The sequence below is a fragment of the Exiguobacterium sp. Helios genome, assembly GCF_014524545.1.
Taxonomy (GTDB): domain Bacteria; phylum Bacillota; class Bacilli; order Exiguobacteriales; family Exiguobacteriaceae; genus Exiguobacterium_A.
This window is the reverse complement of the sequence record NZ_CP053557.1, coordinates 558440-577351: the sequence shown is the minus strand read 5'-3', so window position 1 is coordinate 577351 and position 18912 is coordinate 558440. Positions and strand designations below refer to the sequence as shown.

Annotated in this window: 10 protein-coding genes; 2 read left to right on the top strand and 8 right to left on the bottom strand. The window is 40.7% G+C overall.

Going from position 1 to position 18912, the window contains the following annotated elements:
- Positions 1–90 precede the first annotated feature (90 nt).
- Positions 91–222: a hypothetical protein gene (locus HNY42_RS16210; protein ID WP_255508416.1), complete on the bottom strand. Its 132-nt coding sequence runs from the start codon at positions 220–222 to the stop codon at positions 91–93.
- Positions 223–1619: 1397 nt separating this feature from the next.
- Positions 1620–2336, bottom strand: a complete 717-nt coding sequence (locus tag HNY42_RS03070) for a toll/interleukin-1 receptor domain-containing protein (RefSeq protein WP_188005066.1) — start codon at positions 2334–2336, stop codon at positions 1620–1622.
- 315 nt (positions 2337–2651) lie between these two features.
- Between HNY42_RS03070 and HNY42_RS03065 the strand changes: the two genes are divergently transcribed.
- Positions 2652–7334, top strand: a complete 4683-nt coding sequence (locus HNY42_RS03065; protein WP_188005065.1) for a DEAD/DEAH box helicase — start codon at positions 2652–2654, stop codon at positions 7332–7334.
- A 700-nt stretch (positions 7335–8034) separates the two neighbouring features.
- Here the strand turns inward: HNY42_RS03065 and HNY42_RS03060 are convergent.
- Both HNY42_RS03060 and HNY42_RS03055 read right to left on the bottom strand, forming a co-directional pair.
- Positions 8035–10362: a DEAD/DEAH box helicase family protein gene (locus HNY42_RS03060; RefSeq protein ID WP_188005064.1), complete on the bottom strand. Its 2328-nt coding sequence runs from the start codon at positions 10360–10362 to the stop codon at positions 8035–8037.
- A complete protein-coding gene (locus HNY42_RS03055; RefSeq protein WP_188005063.1) occupies positions 10359–10682 on the bottom strand; it encodes a nucleoside triphosphate pyrophosphohydrolase in 324 nt (107 codons plus the stop codon). The genes HNY42_RS03060 and HNY42_RS03055 overlap by 4 nt, the downstream gene beginning before the upstream one ends.
- 109 nt (positions 10683–10791) lie before the next feature.
- Between HNY42_RS03055 and HNY42_RS03050 the strand changes: the two genes are divergently transcribed.
- Positions 10792–11181 carry a RidA family protein gene (locus tag HNY42_RS03050; protein WP_188005062.1) on the top strand — a complete coding sequence of 130 codons (390 nt, stop codon included), beginning with the start codon at positions 10792–10794 and terminating at the stop codon, positions 11179–11181.
- 261 nt (positions 11182–11442) lie between these two features.
- Here the strand turns inward: HNY42_RS03050 and HNY42_RS03045 are convergent, their stop codons facing one another.
- The 4 genes from HNY42_RS03045 to HNY42_RS03030 all read right to left on the bottom strand — a co-directional run bounded on the left by HNY42_RS03045 (position 11443) and on the right by HNY42_RS03030 (position 18631).
- A complete protein-coding gene (locus HNY42_RS03045) occupies positions 11443–13542 on the bottom strand; it encodes a dynamin family protein (RefSeq protein ID WP_188005061.1) in 2100 nt (699 codons plus the stop codon).
- Positions 13543–13667: 125 nt separating this feature from the next.
- Entirely contained in the window at positions 13668–14687 is a 1020-nt protein-coding gene (locus HNY42_RS03040) for a hypothetical protein (RefSeq protein ID WP_188005060.1), read from the bottom strand.
- Complete coding sequence (locus HNY42_RS03035) at positions 14674–16551, bottom strand: SMC family protein (protein WP_188005059.1); 1878 nt, start codon at positions 16549–16551, stop codon at positions 14674–14676. The genes HNY42_RS03040 and HNY42_RS03035 overlap by 14 nt, the downstream gene beginning before the upstream one ends.
- The gene (locus HNY42_RS03030; RefSeq protein ID WP_188005058.1) at positions 16532–18631 is read right to left on the bottom strand and encodes a hypothetical protein; all 2100 of its coding nucleotides are present in this window, start codon (positions 18629–18631) and stop codon (positions 16532–16534) included. Before HNY42_RS03030 ends, HNY42_RS03035 begins: the two co-directional genes overlap by 20 nt.
- Between the last annotated feature and the right edge of the window lie 281 nt (positions 18632–18912).

Here is an 18912-nt window from a genome sequence, read left to right as displayed (position 1 = left end):
GTAGGATAAAGTTGGGCATATTTCCCACCTATCACTTTTTATTGATAGGTGCAGTATTCTTACGAAAGAGCACATAAAAAAAACAGACCTTCATGAGGTCTGTTCCAGATAGTGTTGCTGAATAAAAGCGAGCGGTATATCGACATCAACGAACCATGTCACATGCTCGATCAAACCATCTACTTCTCGTACCAATCGAACTTGTGCATCAATAATGGTCACTTTTTACGAGTGCTCCACCATGTCCATCCATTTTCTCGACTCCTCGTTTTCTACAGTTGTATTCATTTTGGTCACTCCTCTTTGGTTTGCTTGAACACAGCATACAGTCGTGAAGGACATCGCACGAATCAGTTTAATCGAGATAAGCACGGTCATAGCTGAACCAACAAAGGAGTTAAGGACGAATCTAGGACTATTTCCACTTCATTCTTTAGAAAACAACGAAATGTTCAGAACAGGAATTCTCATCGTAACTGGTACTTGAAGATTGAATAAGTTTGAAGTCCTTAAAACTTATTTTCTGGTCTTACCATGCTCCGTGCCTTTCGTCGCAAGGATCAGGAACGTAGAGATACCTCACGCTAGTGATTGACAACTCTCGTTATCGATTCGGCAGTGAGGCAGCGGTGCGATGAGGATGTTGCTGCCATGCATCATACAGCCTTACGTATGAGCCCGCGAGTTCTTCTCTTGTCTCTACTAACACATACAAACTAAATCGAAACGTACAGAGGATGATCCACTCAAAGATAAGAGATGTACATACGTACACCAACAACAATTCTACTACTTCTTCTATAACCACCTCTTCAACAACCAGCACCTCTCACGAATCAACAGAAGACGATACGAAGCCTCTCTGGCCCGCAGTAGATTCGTCCACTGCGTGCATCTCACTTCCCTTGGATTTGGTACAAAGCCATTCCGTGCATTTGAATGTGACATGCGATTCCCGAACGAATACAATGAATGAGCGCGCGGACTACACTCTTAATAATAAGACCAGCAAAAAGAACCTTACTCTCGCGCTCTTACTCCAGTTGAAATCCCAGAAGCCCCGGAAAAAAAGGGACCTCTTTTCATGCAATCATCATTGCATAAAAAGAGGTCCCATCTAGATGAATCACGCTGTTCGATTATGACTTATATTTTCTGCTCATTTGATTAAAAGGGATTCTCTCAATCAATGTATAGATGATCTGGTCATCTCGACCACTGAAAGTTCGATCAAACGGATGAAGTACTCAAACAGATCAAGGACACGTGGCATCAAATATCCCCTCTTATGTTGAAGACATCGCTCCCATACAAAATCTCCAAACTCCTTCGAATGCCGTCGATTTTCTATCGCAGCCTTGATGTCTGATTTTTTCAACACAAGGTAATCTTCGAAGATGAACTTATTCATCAATTCAAACCATATCTCTTCTCGTACCTGCTCCTTGATGGCTTCCAGTTCGAGCTCAGAATAGCGAAAGATGTTCTCTTCTTCTTTTTAAACATCTGTTCCGGATTCACGGACAAGGGACCGAAAAGCTCCCAGCCTTTTGGTACACGACTTAAAATAAACGTCCTCAATGCCTACTCACTGATCGTCGAAAGAAAGGTTGATTACTTTAAATTTTCACAAGTTCCGCAAGTTTAACTGCAACAGCTTTTATTGAATTCTCATTCTCTTCGGTGCTTAATCCGCTTCTAGATGCAAGAAGTGGACTGACTTCTCGTAGTTTTTCGTATGTTGTGTTGTGCACAACTGGAATAAGACGCTCACCTGCAAGAAGAACTGAAAGCTCCTTATCGGCAATACCTTCTGTTCTAAGACGCTTTAAAAGTGCAGGTGTCACTAAAACGAGACCAATTCGTGAATTCGCCAAACCTTTATCTATAGCACGAAGTAATGGTACACCCAGAAGAACGTCCTTTTCACTGAACCAGACTGACACACCTTGTGATTCAAGCAAATCATGTAGCTCTTTCGCAGCTTCTTGTCGATCATCCCAAGCATGACATAAAAAAACATCTCGAAGATCTAGTTCAGGTTTCGCTGCTAATTCTTCGACACTATTGCGAATCGGAGTGAGTGCTCGAACTTCTTGCGTTGTATAAATTACAGATGAATTTGTGCTTGACCAGCGCGGTTTTGCTGTATTAGTAGAGCTTCTACTACTACTCCCACTTCCAGAATTGCTAGAAGACGGATTATAGGAAGGAGGCGAATACATACCATAATTGCTTCCATGATTACTTCTATAGTTCCCTCCTCCACACGCAGGACAATTTGCTCGGGCTTCTGCTGAGTGATGTCCTCTTACAGGGGCTGTACATCTCGCCATAAAAAAATCCCTCCATACTTATCGATTGACGTAGTGGGCATTTAATATTCTGAATACCTACTTTTACATTATATTACATATTTTACTTTTATACATTATCAATAATCCTTTAATAATGATCATTATAACTTTATTGCATTACTCTTATGAATTTGATTATTTAATAAAATATAAGATGATTTCTATTCCTATCTATACGTAATATTAACAGCATTTTCTTCAACATTATTTTTGTTAGTAACTGTCATACTCTGTTGCAGTAAGTAAATAAAGAGGAGTAGTATTAACATGATATTAAATTTCTAATCAGACAGGATGATAGCATTGAATATTGAAGCGAATAGCTCAAAAAGTTTCGTTGAGTTAATCAACGAAATGGACGCACCGGATCGTCAACAACGTGACCGAGGAACGATGTTCGAACTACTCTCTCGTACATACTTTCAAAACGAACCTTTATACGAGCGTTTATTTGAAGCAGTCTGGACTTTAAACGGAGTACCAGAAGAATATGGAATACCTAAAAATGACACAGGAGTTGATTTGGTAGCAAAAGAACGTGAAACAGGTGCTCTTGTTGCAATTCAGTGTAAATACCATGCAGTAGAGAATACCATTCAAAAAAGCAATATTGATTCTTTCTTAAACGAGGTTGGGAAAACCTATTATTCTTGGGGTATTATAGTCGCTTCTACAGATAAATGGAGCAAAAATGCAAATGATGCACTCGAGGGTCGTGACAAAAAAATCACACGCATTTCACTATCTCAATTACAAGATAGTCAAATTGATTGGTCATCGTTTAGCTATAAGAGTCCTGAAACAACAGCAACACAACCTAAAAAAACGCCTCGTAACCATCAGATACCAGCTATCACATCGGTTGTAAATGGCTTCAAATCTGCAGATCGCGGCAAACTAATTATGGCTCCCGGAACAGGTAAAACATATACATCAATGGCAATAGCAGAAGAAATGGCAAAAGAGAAAAACGGCGTATTTAAAGTACTTTACTTAGTACCAAGCATACAATTGTTATCTCAAACATTACGAGGATGGACCGCTGATACAAACTGTAATATGGATGCGATCGCTGTATGTTCTGATAGGAAAGTAACTAAAAAAACTGTAGGGAATGAATTTGATGATATCGCCGCATCCGATATTGGATATCCCGCTACAACTGACTATACTAAACTGCTAGCATACAAAGAGTTGATTGAATCAGACAAACTTAAAGGTGATTTTTTAACTGTATTTTCAACTTACCAATCTATTAATGTAATTGTTGAAGCACAGAAACAGGGCTTCTATGACTTCGACCTGATTGTATGCGATGAAGCTCATCGAACTACTGGAGTAACTGAAAATGGGGAGGAAGATAGTAGTTTTAAAAAAGTACATAGCAATGATAATGTGAGAGCAGACAAGCGGCTATATCAAACAGCGACTCCTCGTATATATGGAGAATCAGCAAAAGAGAAAGCGAACGACGTATCAGCTCTTCTTGCAGACATGTCGGACGAAACTATTTATGGTGAAGAGCTTTATCGTATTGGTTTTGGTGAGGCTGTTCGGAAAGGTATTTTAACTGATTATAAAGTAATGGTCCTAGCAGTTGATGAGGAGATGGTCGCTCGGAATTTCCAACAAATGTTGGCGACAGACTCCGAATTAAACTTCGATGACGTTACAAAAATCATCGGATGTTGGAATGGTCTAGTACGACGTCGTAGCCATTCAGATGAGGTTCTCGGTCCTCCCATGAAACGCGCCATTGCTTTCGCAGGGACAATAAAAGAATCTAAACTTATTACAGATATGTTTAGCAATGTAGTCGATCAGTACCTATATCAAAACAATGATGAAGCCAATTTGCAATACAAAGTGGAGATTGAACATGCCGATGGTTCAATGAACGCTTTAGAAAAAAACAAAAAAATCTCTTGGTTAAAAGGCGAAGTCCCTAATCAGACTTGTCGTATTTTATCAAATGCTCGTTTCCTTACAGAAGGAGTAGACGTTCCTGAGCTAGATGCAATCATGTTCTTAAAACCACGAAAATCAAAGATAGATATTGCACAGGCCGTTGGACGCGTAATGCGGAAATCACCTGGAAAAGATTATGGCTATGTGATTTTACCAATTGGTGTACCTGCCGGTACGGACGAAAATAATGTACTAGACAACAACGAAAAATATAAAGTCGTATGGGAAGTATTAAATGCACTTCGTTCTCTTGATGAACGATTCGATGCTACTATTAATAAACTTGATTTAAACAAAAGTCGATCAAAACATGTTCAAATTATCGGCGTAGGTGAAGCGCCTGAAGATGGGGAGCTAAAACCTCTTAAAGAGTCTCAACAATTAGCTATAGAATTTGATGCTGAAGAGCTTTCAAATCTTGAAAAAGCGATCTACGGTAAAATTGTTCGTAAAGTTGGAAATGTACGCTATTGGGAAGATTGGTCAAAAGACGTCTCAGAAATAGCAAGAAAACATGTTATGCGTATTAGTGTTCTTTTAGAAGATCATCAAAGTATTTATTACAAAGAATTTAAGCGGTTTGTAACCAGCTTACGACATAATATAAACGACTCAATATCAGAAGAACAAGCTATCCAAATGTTATCTCAACATTTAATAACAAAACCAGTCTTTGAAGCCTTATTTGATTCTTATAGTTTTGTTAATGATAATCCTGTGTCCCGCTCTATGGAGGCGGTATTAAAAATTCTAGATGAAAATCAATTAGAAAAAGAGCAAAAAACTTTAGAACCATTTTATGAAAGTGTTCGAATTCGTGCTCAAGGAATAGATAATTTAAAAGGGAAGCAAGATATAATCGTACAATTGTATGATAAATTTTTCAAAATTGGATTTGAAGAAACTACAAAAAGTTTAGGAATAGTTTTTACACCTGTAGAGGTTGTAGATTTTATCATCAACTCGGTTAACCATGCTTTAGAGAAACATTTAGGAAAATCAATTTTCGAAGAAAATATACATTTATTGGATCCATTTACGGGTACTGGGACCTTCATTACAAGACTACTTCAAAGTGGTTTAATTCCCAAAGAACATCTATTAAGAAAATATATGAAAGAATTACATGCCAACGAAATTGTTCTGTTAAGTTATTATATTGCAGCTATAAACATTGAAGAAACATTCCACTCATTAATTAGTAGTGATAGTAGTAATGAAAGTAACTATAAACAATTTGAAGGGATCGTATTAACTGACACCTTCGATTCAACCGAGCGAGACAACAGCTTTGAAGATCCTTTCTTTAGCGGAAACGACGTAAGATTAAAACGTCAGAAAGAACAACAAATAACTGTTATTTTAGGAAATCCACCTTATTCAATAGGACAAACAAGTGCTAACGATAATAATCAAAATGTTGAATATCCTTCCCTAAATAAACGTATTGATGATACTTATGCAAAATATACAACTGGTTTAAATAAAAAATCTTTATTTGATTCTTATATTAAAGCGTTTAGATGGGCATCTGACAAAATCGGACAACAAGGTATTATCGCCTTTATTACACCAAATTCAATAATTGATAAGCCTAGTCATGAAGGATTCCGAAAAGTAATTAATGAGGAATTTAATTATGTTTACTCTATAAACTTAAAAGGCGCTGTACGAGGGAAAATTGGAGAAGAGGCAAAAAAAGAAGGTCAAAGTGTTTTCAATATCTTGACTGGTGTTGCTATAACAATCTTAGTTAAAGATAATTCAGAAAATCATAAAATTTACTATCATGATATAGGGGATTACCTTAGTAGAAATGAAAAATTAGCAAAATTAGAAAGTCTTAAGTCTATTCAAGAAATAAATTTTGTAGAAATAGATCCAGATTCAAACAATGACTGGATTAACCAACGAGATCAATCATATGCTACTTTCGACAATATGGATAGCGAGGTTTTTTTAACTAAAGCTATCGGTGTTACAACAAACAGAGACTCTTGGGTTTACAATTTCTCGAACTCAGAAGTTGCAAAAAACTCCAGTCAGATGATTAATAATTTTAATCATGAAATAGATAGACTAGCTACAATAGATTCTCTAAAAGAACGTGCAAAATTAGTTAATACTGATGAAACTTACATTAAGTGGTCACGAGGACTTAAACACAAGTTTGATCGTTCTCAACGAATCGATTATAATTCTAACGCTATAATTGAAAGCTATTATAGACCTTTTACAAAAAAGTGGCTTTATTACGATAAAAGTATAGTTGAGTATCCGGGAATATACCATTCGGTGTTTGGAAAAGAAAACAAAATTATATACGTTTCCGGCGGGGGAGCTCGTAGAGACTTTTCAGCTCTTGTAGTCGATAAAATACCGAACCTTCATTTAATGGAAAATGGACGTGGTTATCTTCTGTATAATAACGATACCAGTTCTTTATTTACAGATAATAATAATATTAACGAGAGTTTCTCGAGAAAAATAAATCTTTCTCCTGAAGATGTTTTTTATTACGTGTATGGAGTATTACACTCTAAAGAATTTTGTTTGAAATACAACAATGACTTAAGAAAAGCCTCCCCAAGAATACCGATATTAAAAAATAAAGAGGAATTCGTACGCATAGGGAAAGCATTAGTTGAAATTCATCTTAACTTCGAAAAATATCCTTCAACATCTTTAGTTGATGTTATTTTTAATAGTAGTAATCCTTCGTATGAAGTTAAAAAAATTAAATTCTTGAAAAACAAAAAACGAGATACAATTATTTTTAATCAGGATATAACAATTGCGAACATCCCTATCGAAGCACATGAATATATAGTAAACGGTAGAAGTGCAATAGAATGGATAATCAATCAATATCAATTAAAAGCAAATGATGATCCTAATGAATATTCTACTGACGAAAAGTATATCTACAACTTGTTACTTTCAGTTATAAATGTTTCCATTCAAACTGTTAATTTGATAAACAGCTTACCTCCTCTCGAACTTGAATAATATTTAGAAATTTTTACGAAAAGAAAATGTCTGTTAAACGACCGTTAAAAAGATGTGTTTGTTTGTTATTTATTAACAAGATAATTATTAATAGCTTAATAAAGCATTTTGGATTTTTATCTTACTGTATACTAACTCATCTTTTAATCAATGTTTAATAATATCTGTTAATTATAAGAAAACATATAAAAATAAACGTTTGAACTGTTTCAAGTCATTAGACAGGAAAAATAATAAAAAACTCTTAAACGGCTTGATCCTTAAATTCTAACGGACTCAAGCCGTTTAATCACTCTCGATATCATTATTCTAATATAGTTCTTACTTTTTTTATTAAAAAAATCCTTTTTTTGTAAATATCTCTTATTTTCTATAATCATTATAGTTCGCTATACATTTTCCAAGTCATCACGTAACGCCTGGATTTCAAGTTTCTTCGGTTATTTCTTGCAACTATCCCGAGTTTCAAGGGTATAGATGCTACTACGACAATAAATACAAATCTATTCTTTAAGCACCTTTCTCAAGAACTCTAAGAGTGCTACGACTTTCCGTATCGTGTAAAAGTCTTCTTCCTACTTCTTAATGACTATTAATTTCCACTAAAAGAGTACTTCTTTTTTGGACACAGAGAAAACTCCTTTCAAAATTAGATAGCTTTATTATTTAAACAGGATTTTTTGATAGATTACAGTACTCTTTAAAGCTTATTTTTCATAGCGAAGTAAATATTGAGTCTCAATGATACAATTTCATATATGATTTGATGTAATTTACCTATGTATTTTTCTACTGTCTTTATAGACAACGTTTTACCATCAAACTCAAACGGCTTTCCCATCTTAGGAAACGGCATCTTTTTCAATAACTTTTCTACTTTAGTCGCATCAAATGTTCCCTTTAACTCCGCCGTTTGCGCGTCTTTTACTTCCCGATACTTCTCTGCATGCAAATACTCATAAAAGAACGGCGCAACTTCCTCTGCGGTAATCGGCTCCATCCAGCGTTCTTCGCCCCGCTCGAGCATTGCTAGCAACACAACCATCTTATAGCTCCGGTTCATTACCGTCTTTTCGACCTGTTCAATCAATTCACGGTTAGCATCGTAAGTCTCTACTTCTTCATTTGTCAATTCCCCTTGTTCTTTTAGAAAACCAACGTACGAGCCCCACTCTTGTTTATAGCCCGTTGGCACGGCTGTCAGTTGTCCGATTTCAACGTAGGTTGGACGACGTCCAAGATCGAGCTTCAGTTGTTCGTAACTCTCAATCAAACGCAATTTACGCTGATTTGGTTGGCGCATCCGATGAATGATATTCAATGCCTGTGTATCGAACTCGATGATGCATCCCTTAGGTGGCGTAATCGGCTCCTTATCACTCCGCTTGAGCTTATCTTTTACTGTTCCAAGTAACATCAGCTTCGTCTCGACATTTTTATAGTTGCCGATCAAATCGATGATGACACAATGTGATTTCTTGTTCGCTAAACGTAAGCCCCGTCCAATTTGCTGCGTGTAGATTGCAATCGATTCCGTCGGACGACAAAACAGTAACGTATCGACTTTTGGAATATCGACTCCTTCATTAAACAAATCGACCGTAAAGACGATTTCTAACGTTCCCCGCTCAAACTCCTGAATACGCTCACGTCGATTGACGGTCTGTCCGGTCAAGGCAATCGCTTGGTGTCCCATTTCCCGGAATGTCTGTGCCAAATATTCGGCTTGTCGGATCGACGAACAAAACCCGATCGTCTTCGTCTGCCGGTGCTTCGACCAGGCGGCATAGATGTTTTCCGAGACTGCCCGATCAATCTGCGCCTGTTCCAGTTCTATCGCATCATATTTCCGCCCCATCCGCCGCAGTTGCGAATAATCGATGACGTCATGAATCCCGTAATAATGGAACGGGGTCAGGAATCCTTCGTTGATCGCTGACGTGAAGTGCATTTGAAACGCAACGTTATTGTCGCACAGCGCATAGACGTCCGCCCCGTCCATCCGGTCCGGCGTCGCTGTCAGTCCCAGTAAAAACCGTGGTTCGAAATGAGCCAGGACCTTTTGATAACTTTTAGCTGCTGCATGGTGAAACTCATCGATGATGATCAAATCAAAATGATCCTTGGCAAACCGTTCCAAATGACGGTTTTGGGATAACGTCTGGACCGACCCAAACAGTATATCCGTCTGTTCATCATTTGTGCGGTCTGATCCGATATAAAAGGCTGTCTGCCAGTTTGGTTCGACCTTTTTAAACGAACGTTCCGCTTGTTCCAGCAACTCACGTTGATGTGCGAGGAACAGAATCCGTTTAAAATCACGCGCAAAGAACGCACTGAGATACGTTTTTCCAAGACCCGTCGCAAGTACGGTCAAAGCACGGTTTCGTCCTTCTTCCATCGTTTCCCGGAGTGCACGTAATGCTTCCTCCTGCACCCGGTGCGGCAGAATCTCCTCGGACGTGACGTGCTGTTGCTCCGCATAGTCAACTTCCGGTTCTGCGACATATTGCCGTGCGTCATGTTCCTGCCGGTACGCTTCGAGGACAATCGGATTCAGGTCTTGAGCTGCTTCACTTAAGTAAAGGTCCATAAATGCCTCGATCGCATCACCCAAGATATGCGGTGCGACGGCTTGCGGCAAATGGAGATTCCACTCGACACCGGTTCGGAACGCACTTTTGGAGATATTCGATGAGCCGACAATCGACAGACCCGTCTCTGCATTGCGGAACAAATAAGCTTTCGGATGAAACGCCCGTCCGCCGGAGCGGTAAAACCGGATCGACAGACCATCCAGTTTCAATAATTCGGCCAACGCCTCCGGGTCCGTAATATGTAAGTAGTCACCAATCAAAAAATGAACATCAGCGCCCCGTTCGACGGCGCGACGTAACGCCGGTAACAACAGTTCGACACCCGAGCGTTGTGCGAAGGCGGCGACGATATAGACTTCATCGGCCTGGTCAATGGCGTCGACCAACGACGCATACAAATCATGCGTCGTCAGTTTTGCTGCCGGAATCAATCTTCGACCTCAACCAGATACAGCTTGTCATCAAAGCCGCCCCGCTTATCGTGTTTCGCAAGCCGGATTGCTTCCAGTTGTTCCGGTGTCGTCCCGTGTGTACGAGCTAGTGCGTGAATTAGTTCCAACAAATCAGCCAATTCTTCTACCGCTTCTTCGGTCGTAGTCGCTTCTTCGTATTCGGCTATTTCTTCGTGCAACTTCCGTTTCGCTTCGACGAGGAATTCTTCTTCGTTAAGTGTCCGGAACGTTGCTTTTTTTCCGTTCCGAGCAATGATAGTTGGAATCTGATCCCGGACTAATTTATGATAAAGAGGCATTGGATTCACTCCTTGTAAGTATGGTGATGGTATTGTAAAAATTATCCTATAGTTCAAGGCAGATAACACGTTCTACATACTGTTTATTTTAGTTAGAGGAGGAGTTTTTATGAGTTCATTCCAGAAAATCGAAACAACCAACGCCCCGGCTGCGATCGGTCCTTATTCACAAGGTTTCATCGCTAACGGTACGTTCTACGCATCCGGTCAAATCCCGATCAATCCGGCAACGGGTGAAATGGTTGTCGGTGGCATTACGGAACAGACGGAGCAGGTTATGAAAAACGTTGATGCCATCTTAAAAGAAGCCGGTCTGACTCCGGAGCATGTCGTCAAGACGACCTGTTACTTAACGAGCATGGATCATTTTGCTGCGTTTAATGATATTTACTCCGATTACTTTGCTCCGCATAACCACTTCCCGGCCCGTTCTTGTATCGCCGTCAAAGAGTTGCCGAAAGGTGCTTTGGTTGAGGTTGAGATTTTAGGACTAGTTTAATGCTGTACCATCCTTTTTTAAATGATATTTAATTTTTGATCCATCGAAAATCTAGATTTAGTCATAGAAAAAGCTCCTTTTAAAAAAAGTAGATAGTTTTTGATATTTCAACTGTCTACTTTTTGAGGAGCATATCAGCGAGTCTGAATTCTAGTATAACTTTTTAAAGGCCTAAGAGTCGTGATGGACAGAAATTCCATTTTTATTTAATTGAACCGAATAAAAACTCGACTTTGCGCTTGCTAAAGACCAACTTATAGCTTAATTATTACTCAAACTTCCTTTGATATCTTTAAGAAATTCATCATAGGAGTCTAATTCGTCGATGTGTTGCTGGATCGTTACAGAATCCGTCTCCTTGATTTCTTGTCGCATCATCTCCAAGTGATTTTTCCATTCTGTTTCAAGCTCGTCCGCAGCCGCCTCGAAACTTATTGTGGTAGCTCCCCAATATTTGATGATTTCTTCACTGAATTTCGATTTCGCCTCATTTTTCGCGAAAGACTTTCGAATCGATTCAGCAACCTTGTCTCTCCATGCATTCGCATTCATTATGCCGTATATGGAAAGGCCTATTACCGCCGTCAGCGCGATACCAATGGTGACCGGCCCACCAATTGCAGCGATTCCTGCCATAATTCCTGGCATTCCACCAAAGATTCCTATGTTCACCCCGAGTGCGCTCAGTACCCCTACGCCCTTGGCCACTATGATATATGCACCGAGGTTACCCAAAGTAGCTGCATAAGCGGCCATTCCGCCTAAGGAAGCGACACCTGCCGCACCACCGATGAAGGCATTCCTCGCATTGAAGGAATTAGCTATATTTCCAATGTCAAAGCCCGATGGAGACGTGACATCCTTCTCGAAATCCCCTACAAAACCTTCAATACGATCCACAAAACGACTCGTCGACCCTTTCAAGACTTCCTTTAGTCGGAAAGTCAACGTGTTCGCTAAATACTCCACGAGGTTCTGCTGGTCTTCCTTACTCTTAGTCAATTTCCCTTCTTCAATCCATCTGACGATGTTATCCCGCTTCATGACCTCTTCATAGACGTCATCGAAGCGATTTATGTCCTCGTTCATCAAGTTACCGATGAAGGTCTTGATTTCTTGACGGTGTCTTCTCGTTTTCTGTTGTCGCTCTGGCTCGGAAAGTTCGATTTCACGCAATCGATCGAGCGCGGCTTCTCGGTCGTCCAGGATAGAGCGATGCTTCTTGATTTCCATACTGACCGCCTTCCGCTGTTCCTCGACGAGAGAATCAATCGTCTTTCGACTCTCCTCCTCACGCAGTCGGGGAAGGGTCTCGAGAAGTTCATTTAATGCTTCCTCGAATCCACTACGAAGTTTTTCATCATTCGTAGTGTATGGGTAGAATCGCATGCGGATATCACTCTCGGAATGCGATAAGCCTGTCTCTTTTGCTCGAACGTCCCATTCTTCTTGCGGAACAGTACGATAAAATCTTTGTGCTCCTAAATCCAGAATCCGGTTCATCTTCTGCTCGTCACCGATGATATGTGCTTGCGAACCAATCACAAATAAATTTCCGAGAGAGCTCTCCAAATTCTTGACGACAGGTAATGCTTCGATGCTTTCTTTTAGGAATCCGATATCCGGTCCCCTCATGAAGGCGTTGGACAACGAGAGATAGAGTATGATGTCGGCGACCTCGCGAGAGTTCTTCGCATACTGATCATCGGTCTCACGATCACCTGTGCCGAATCCGGGAACGTCGATGATGTCGCATCTTTCTAATATCGGACTATCGAGATATACTACTGCGGCCCGAGCTTGATTCGACATTGTTGCTTCTTCGTCTGACCGTGTTGCGTGCATCACCAATAGGTTTTCATCGCCTTGTGCTAATAGATGACGTTCGGCGTACCCTTCGTCGTCAATACGTCCGATATCAAATCCTTCAGTCTCGCCCGAAAAAATGATGACCTCTTCTTTAAGAAAGTCTGGGCGATCTTCTACGTGTTTTATATAGATGTTGACAGAAGTCATCGGTGACCAATCCGAAGGAATTTTATCAGTTCCGAGCAACTTATTCGTCAGATGACTCTTCCCGACATCTGACATTCCTACCAACGCCATCTTCGGTTTCGAGAGGGACGCTCTTATGAGACCTTCTAACATCTCGAGACTTTCGAGTGATGCCTCATTCCATTCCTGTCGCTTTTTTAATTCCTCTATACGCTCAAGAAGCGCAATCCTACTTTGCTTAAGTGTACGGGCCGAGGTCGGTCGAGCATTATTTTCCTTTACCAAGCCGACTGCAATCTCTTTAGTATCATTCATGAGTTTCGACATCTTGTTCATTCCATCTAAAATCTTTTTTGGATTCAACATAAAAAAATTTCCTCTATTCTATAGCTTTTTAGGTTACCTGTGCGCTTGTCTTCCTAGAATATGTTTTCTTCAGGGGACGCATGTAGTCTTATCATATGTCAAAAAACTAATCCTACGTTTAGTCGTCAGACGAAATGTAAGACGATTTGGATGATGGATAATATGATAATCCCTCCGAAAAAGAGACGATTCTGTTTGTTTTGGGTATCGTACTTCGATTCGAATTTCTTGTTCTCCGCATGAAGGTTCTCCTCGACGGTCTCGGATAGCTGTCGTTGCCCTTCAAAGAGGTTCTCGATGTGCGTCTGGCGGAATCGTTCCTGTTGCTCGGTCCGTTCATCCAAACGTTCTTGAAAGTTATGAATCAACTGGTTCATCTGCACCACTTTTTCATCCATTTCCTTCGCGAGCGAGTTCAAGGCCGGTTTTTGACTCTCCATCGATTGTTCGAGGTCGTTCCGCTGAAGCTCCATCTGTTGCTGATGTCGAAGCTCCATCCGATTCAATGAGGCTTCGAAAAGGGTTATGAAACCTTCAGTCGCATCTCGTACATCCAGAAGACAGCGACTGAGAACCGTGATGTTCGACTCGTTCATCTGCTTGTTCACATCGAGCTCCTCTGTGAATTTTTCTGTCGCTTTTTTCCAGTCTTCATTCATGATTCGGATTTCGGATTTTAGCGTGTCCATCCGCGACAGTCGATCTTCGTGTTCTTCCGTCCATATAATCCACTGTTCTTCCCAAGATTTCGAGATGTCTCGATACCGCTCGAGTTGTCGACTCGAATGCTCGCTGTATTTCATCATCTTCTCCGACGAATCATTCTTCATTTCTTCAAGTGTAACTTTGAGGGACCGCTCGAATTCATCCGAATATGCGTTCATCGTTTCAAATAGCTCTTGAATCTTTTCGTTCGATTGTCCTAAACTTTCAAGTGATTTTTTCCCGTTATTTTGTAATATGGCTGAAAGTTGCCCGTGTTGCTTTTTCATGCCGTCCATCATTTCATGCACTTCATATTTCAGTTCATCGGTTGCGAGCCCCATCATCTTTTGTAAGTCATTCAAGAAAATTTCTTCGTTCAATTGCCTCAACGATGATAATGCCTGCTGATAAAGTTTGTCGTCTTGTTTAGTCTGTTCCATGGCCTGTCTCCAATGTATCGATGATTTGTCTAGCATCCGATTCTAATGTATACAATGATAATCCAGCGATATATCGTGTTACGGGATTGGATGAAATCGCTTGTTCCATGAGATTTCGCCTTCGAATCATCAGATGTTTTATGAAGAAGCTACGATATCGTTTAGCATGTTCGATGTCACGATGCCAAAGCTTCTCATAGTCCTCGAGTTGTCTCTGTAAAAGAAATAAGTCATCCTCTTTTCGCTTCTTGTCGTTCAGGAACTTCGTGACTCTAAGCTCCTTCCTCTGTTCCAATCTGTGTTTTTCTTCAATCAATTCTATCTTATGTCGAGTAATCTGCTCTTCAATCGTCTTGAATTTCCTGTCGATTTCCTTTCCAAAATCTTCGACTATAGCCATCAGGAGGTCCTTCATGTGATTTAGTTGGTTTTCATAGTTCTGCTGGGATAAATACCAGTCGAAAGTAGAATCATCGTGAATCTCGTCGAAGTTCAGGTATGGATTTTCATCGAATCTGTCAATTTCGAGGTTGGTCAGGACGACATTTTTACAGCCCTTGATGATACGGTTCATCTGCTCAAGCGACTCCGTTATTAATTCATGAATGTCGTTACATAGCTTCCTAAAAGATTCATTGAGAACATCTCTGGAGCGAGAAACGTAAATGTTCTTGAGTATCGGACGAATATGATTGCGCAAGACGTTCACATGACTGATTTGTGCAATCAAGTCTGAAATTTTTCGTGTCGCCCATTCTAATTCATCGATTTGAAGGTGAAAATCCCGTGCTTGATCAATTCTTCTCATTTCTAAAGAATCAATTCTTCTAGATTCTGAAACCAATCGGTCACTGATGTTTTTTACTTCTTCTTGAAGCACTGAAATTTCTTGTTCGCTCCTTTGTACGACATCGGTGTAATAGTGTGTCAGAAAGCTAAAGGATAGATATCGGAAATCCATACGAACGATGCTCTCTTTCAACATAGCCAATGACTGATTCGCCAACTCTTTCGCAGCATCGTCAAGACGGTTATGACTCTGACCAACTTCTATAGGGAAAATCGAGGTCGATGCATGTCCGACGATGCTCGCAATCTCGTCCACATAATATTCTCGTAAACCTTCTATATTTTTGAAGGTACCGTTCGCTATCCTTCTTTTGATTGAATCCGGGGAGTACGCCCTAGTAAGAACTACATAGAAGTTGTCGGGGTACTCATACCAACGCTTCAGCTGAAGAATCTTCAAATCACGTAAGAACGTCAGGTCGGAGGCACTGTTAACGATTAGACAGGCATGTGACCTAGGAATCCAATATTCGACGCATGCCTGGACATGCAGACTTTCTCGCTCGTCGGACGACTCGATTCCTGGTAAATCAACGATATCGATGATTGATTCCGGATTCGCGAAAAAACATGCGGGAAATTCGATTAGCACGGGTGTTACGGGATTGATTTTCCCATGTTCCATTCTCAACCTCAAAGACGTGATATGTTCTTGAAGCTGGAACGGCGTCTCGAAATCCCTTCTGTCTTCTTCGGGCAAGGTGAGAGAGAACCTATCGTCCGTCGACACCGTATACCTCGTTACGGTAGAGGTAGAGGAATTACCGATTTTTCGATCGCCTCTTAGACAAGATGAGAGCAAATCGATGCTCTCAGGTTTGACTCCGAGAAGGTTCAAAATGAGTGTTGTTTTCCCCACCTGTGTCGGTCCATAAACCGACAGCACAGTACTGGTTCCACCTTTACCGGACTCGATGCCTACCGTGTACATGCTAAAGTGGTTCAGGAATTCTTCCTTCGCATCAAGTGCCCATCCATATCTATCGCTCTCGAACTCATTCAACGAATGATGCATCTAGAAAAGCCTCTTCCCTCAATTTACCGCAGTCATACTGAAGAAGGTGAATGAGATTGGTGATTTCCTCATAAAGTCCCATGTTCCCATGGATATTATGTCTTTCTTCGTATGCGATAGTCAGGCGATGCTCCATCTCGTCTAATATTTCTTCCACGACATGTACAATATGTTCTTTTTGATACTTGGCTGTCGCCTTCAGCGCCTTTTCGGCGTAATCCTGTCTTTCGAACTTGTATTTCTCTATCTTCTCAGCGCCTTTCACTACAGCGATAGTTCCGAAGATTCCCCCTATGCCTATGACGGCCGTACTAGCGGCGGCGGTCGATAAACCTACGGCTTGCAGCATACCGGTGATTGCACCGAAACCGTCGAACGTCCCGTCGATGGCATCAATTCCTAGAAAGACCGTTGCCCCTCTGATCATCATGTTCGTGTTAAGCAGCAAGTCATCATACTCGGCCTGGAAACCTTTCAGGTCCCCTTCCTTAGCTCGGAGTGATTCATATGATTCGATGCCTTCTTCATCCAGTCGGATGCTCCCGTCATTTCTTCTTCCTAAAATGACTCCTTGTAACATCATTCCGGCGACGACAGGCAATACATCGATATGTCTTTTTTCCAGATATACGTCTGTCGTGGAAGGGACGAGGTACTGTTCCACCACTTGAAGCGAGGTAGTAATTTCGTCTCTAAGAGTGTCATCCGCCTTAGCGATGGAGCGAGAATTATCGTCCTTCGACTCTCGCTCGATGTATTTCGATTCACGGACCGGGATGGACCGTTCTCGCATCGCCCGAGGTCTCCAAGATCGAGTCCGTTTGTCCGCCGTCGCTTCAATCACGTTAAGAATCATATAGTCCAGTTTTTCGGAAGAATCTTCTGAGTAAATCTTCATGATCGCCTTCGTAAGTTCTCTTCTTTCCTTGAAGGTCCTGTTCTTCTTGAAGGCAGATTCGAATTTATCTATGAGTGAGTGTTGTTCAGATGCTAGTTCATCCTTGAATTTCTCTATACAGACATTCGCATGACTATCCAAAGCTGCTTCTAATTGTTTTTCTAAATCCTCGAGATAGAGTGATTTTTGTTTACGGAACTCTTTGAGGATAACTTGTAACCCGTTACGATCCGAAGCCACAGCGTGGTGCATCTCAACTGAGTTCTCAAGAGTGTTCAGCTCCAGTGATAAATTTTCGCTTATTTCTAACATCTTCTCCGTACTCAGTACTTTGGAATCGAACGTGAAGCCGCTATTTTTTCTTAGGAGCTGCTCTAGTCTAGATTCGACGTCAAGAATGTCGATGTCGGACAGCACTATTTGGCTAGTATCGATGTCTCCGAACTTCTGTATCAATTTTTGCTCAATCAACGATTGATTTTCTTCGGACAATTCACTAGCATGTGTCAATACGAAACCTGGTGATTTATCCTTATATGTGTAAGCGACCTTCTTTAATAAGATCTCCTGGTCCATGTGAGCTAGGCGAGAGTGATTCAGGACAAGAATCATTCCGGTTGAACATTTCAGGAAAAGGTCGAGGAATTTTTGGGAGTCGGACCGCGAGCTTCTTTCGAAACCTGGTAGTAACGCCAGTGTGATGTGCCTTAACATAGGATTAGCTGGCAATACGATTTCGAACCAAAGTGAATCCTCGGGTGGGTTCTGCACGCCAATGTTCAGTTCCTCTTTCGTGATATTCTCGTAGCATAAAGCGAATCCGTCGTCTCTAGACTTCTTAATCCTAGATACTCTGAAGGAGGTCTCCATGACATCTTCCGAAGACGAGATGAGAACCGGACGCTTCTCGCCGACCCCTACCTCGGAAGACAATAAATCTTCTGGAAGTCCTAGGAATCGTTTGATCAAAAGTGTCTTTCCTGCACTCTGGAGTCCCGCAACACTTACTATGTGCCGATTCGAGAAAAGCTCTAGAACATTCAGTTCACGATAGATGACCTCCAATTCTTTCGTGTCGAGATTAAGCCGATTTGCTCTTGCGATGAGTTGATGTAATCTTCTCACCATGGATTTCACTGCAAATTCACTCTTAAAGTTCACAAGCTCATGATTATTCTGCATCGCGAATTCTCCTTTATCATCAACGAACGTGTCTGTTTATCATTTCTTCTGATTCCACATCATGAAATGGTCTTCACTTCACTCAGCCACACTCAATCGTCATTATTTTTAGATATACAACTATTATACAACCAAAAAAAGTAATTTCCTTTTTATATTATTCTTTTATTTGGCTCATCACCATAAGGTGTGGTTGACACATAAAATCCATCGGATTTTGAATTGAACATATAAAAAAAGCGAAAAGTTTATCAAATTACTTCTTCCACTTTCAACCCTTT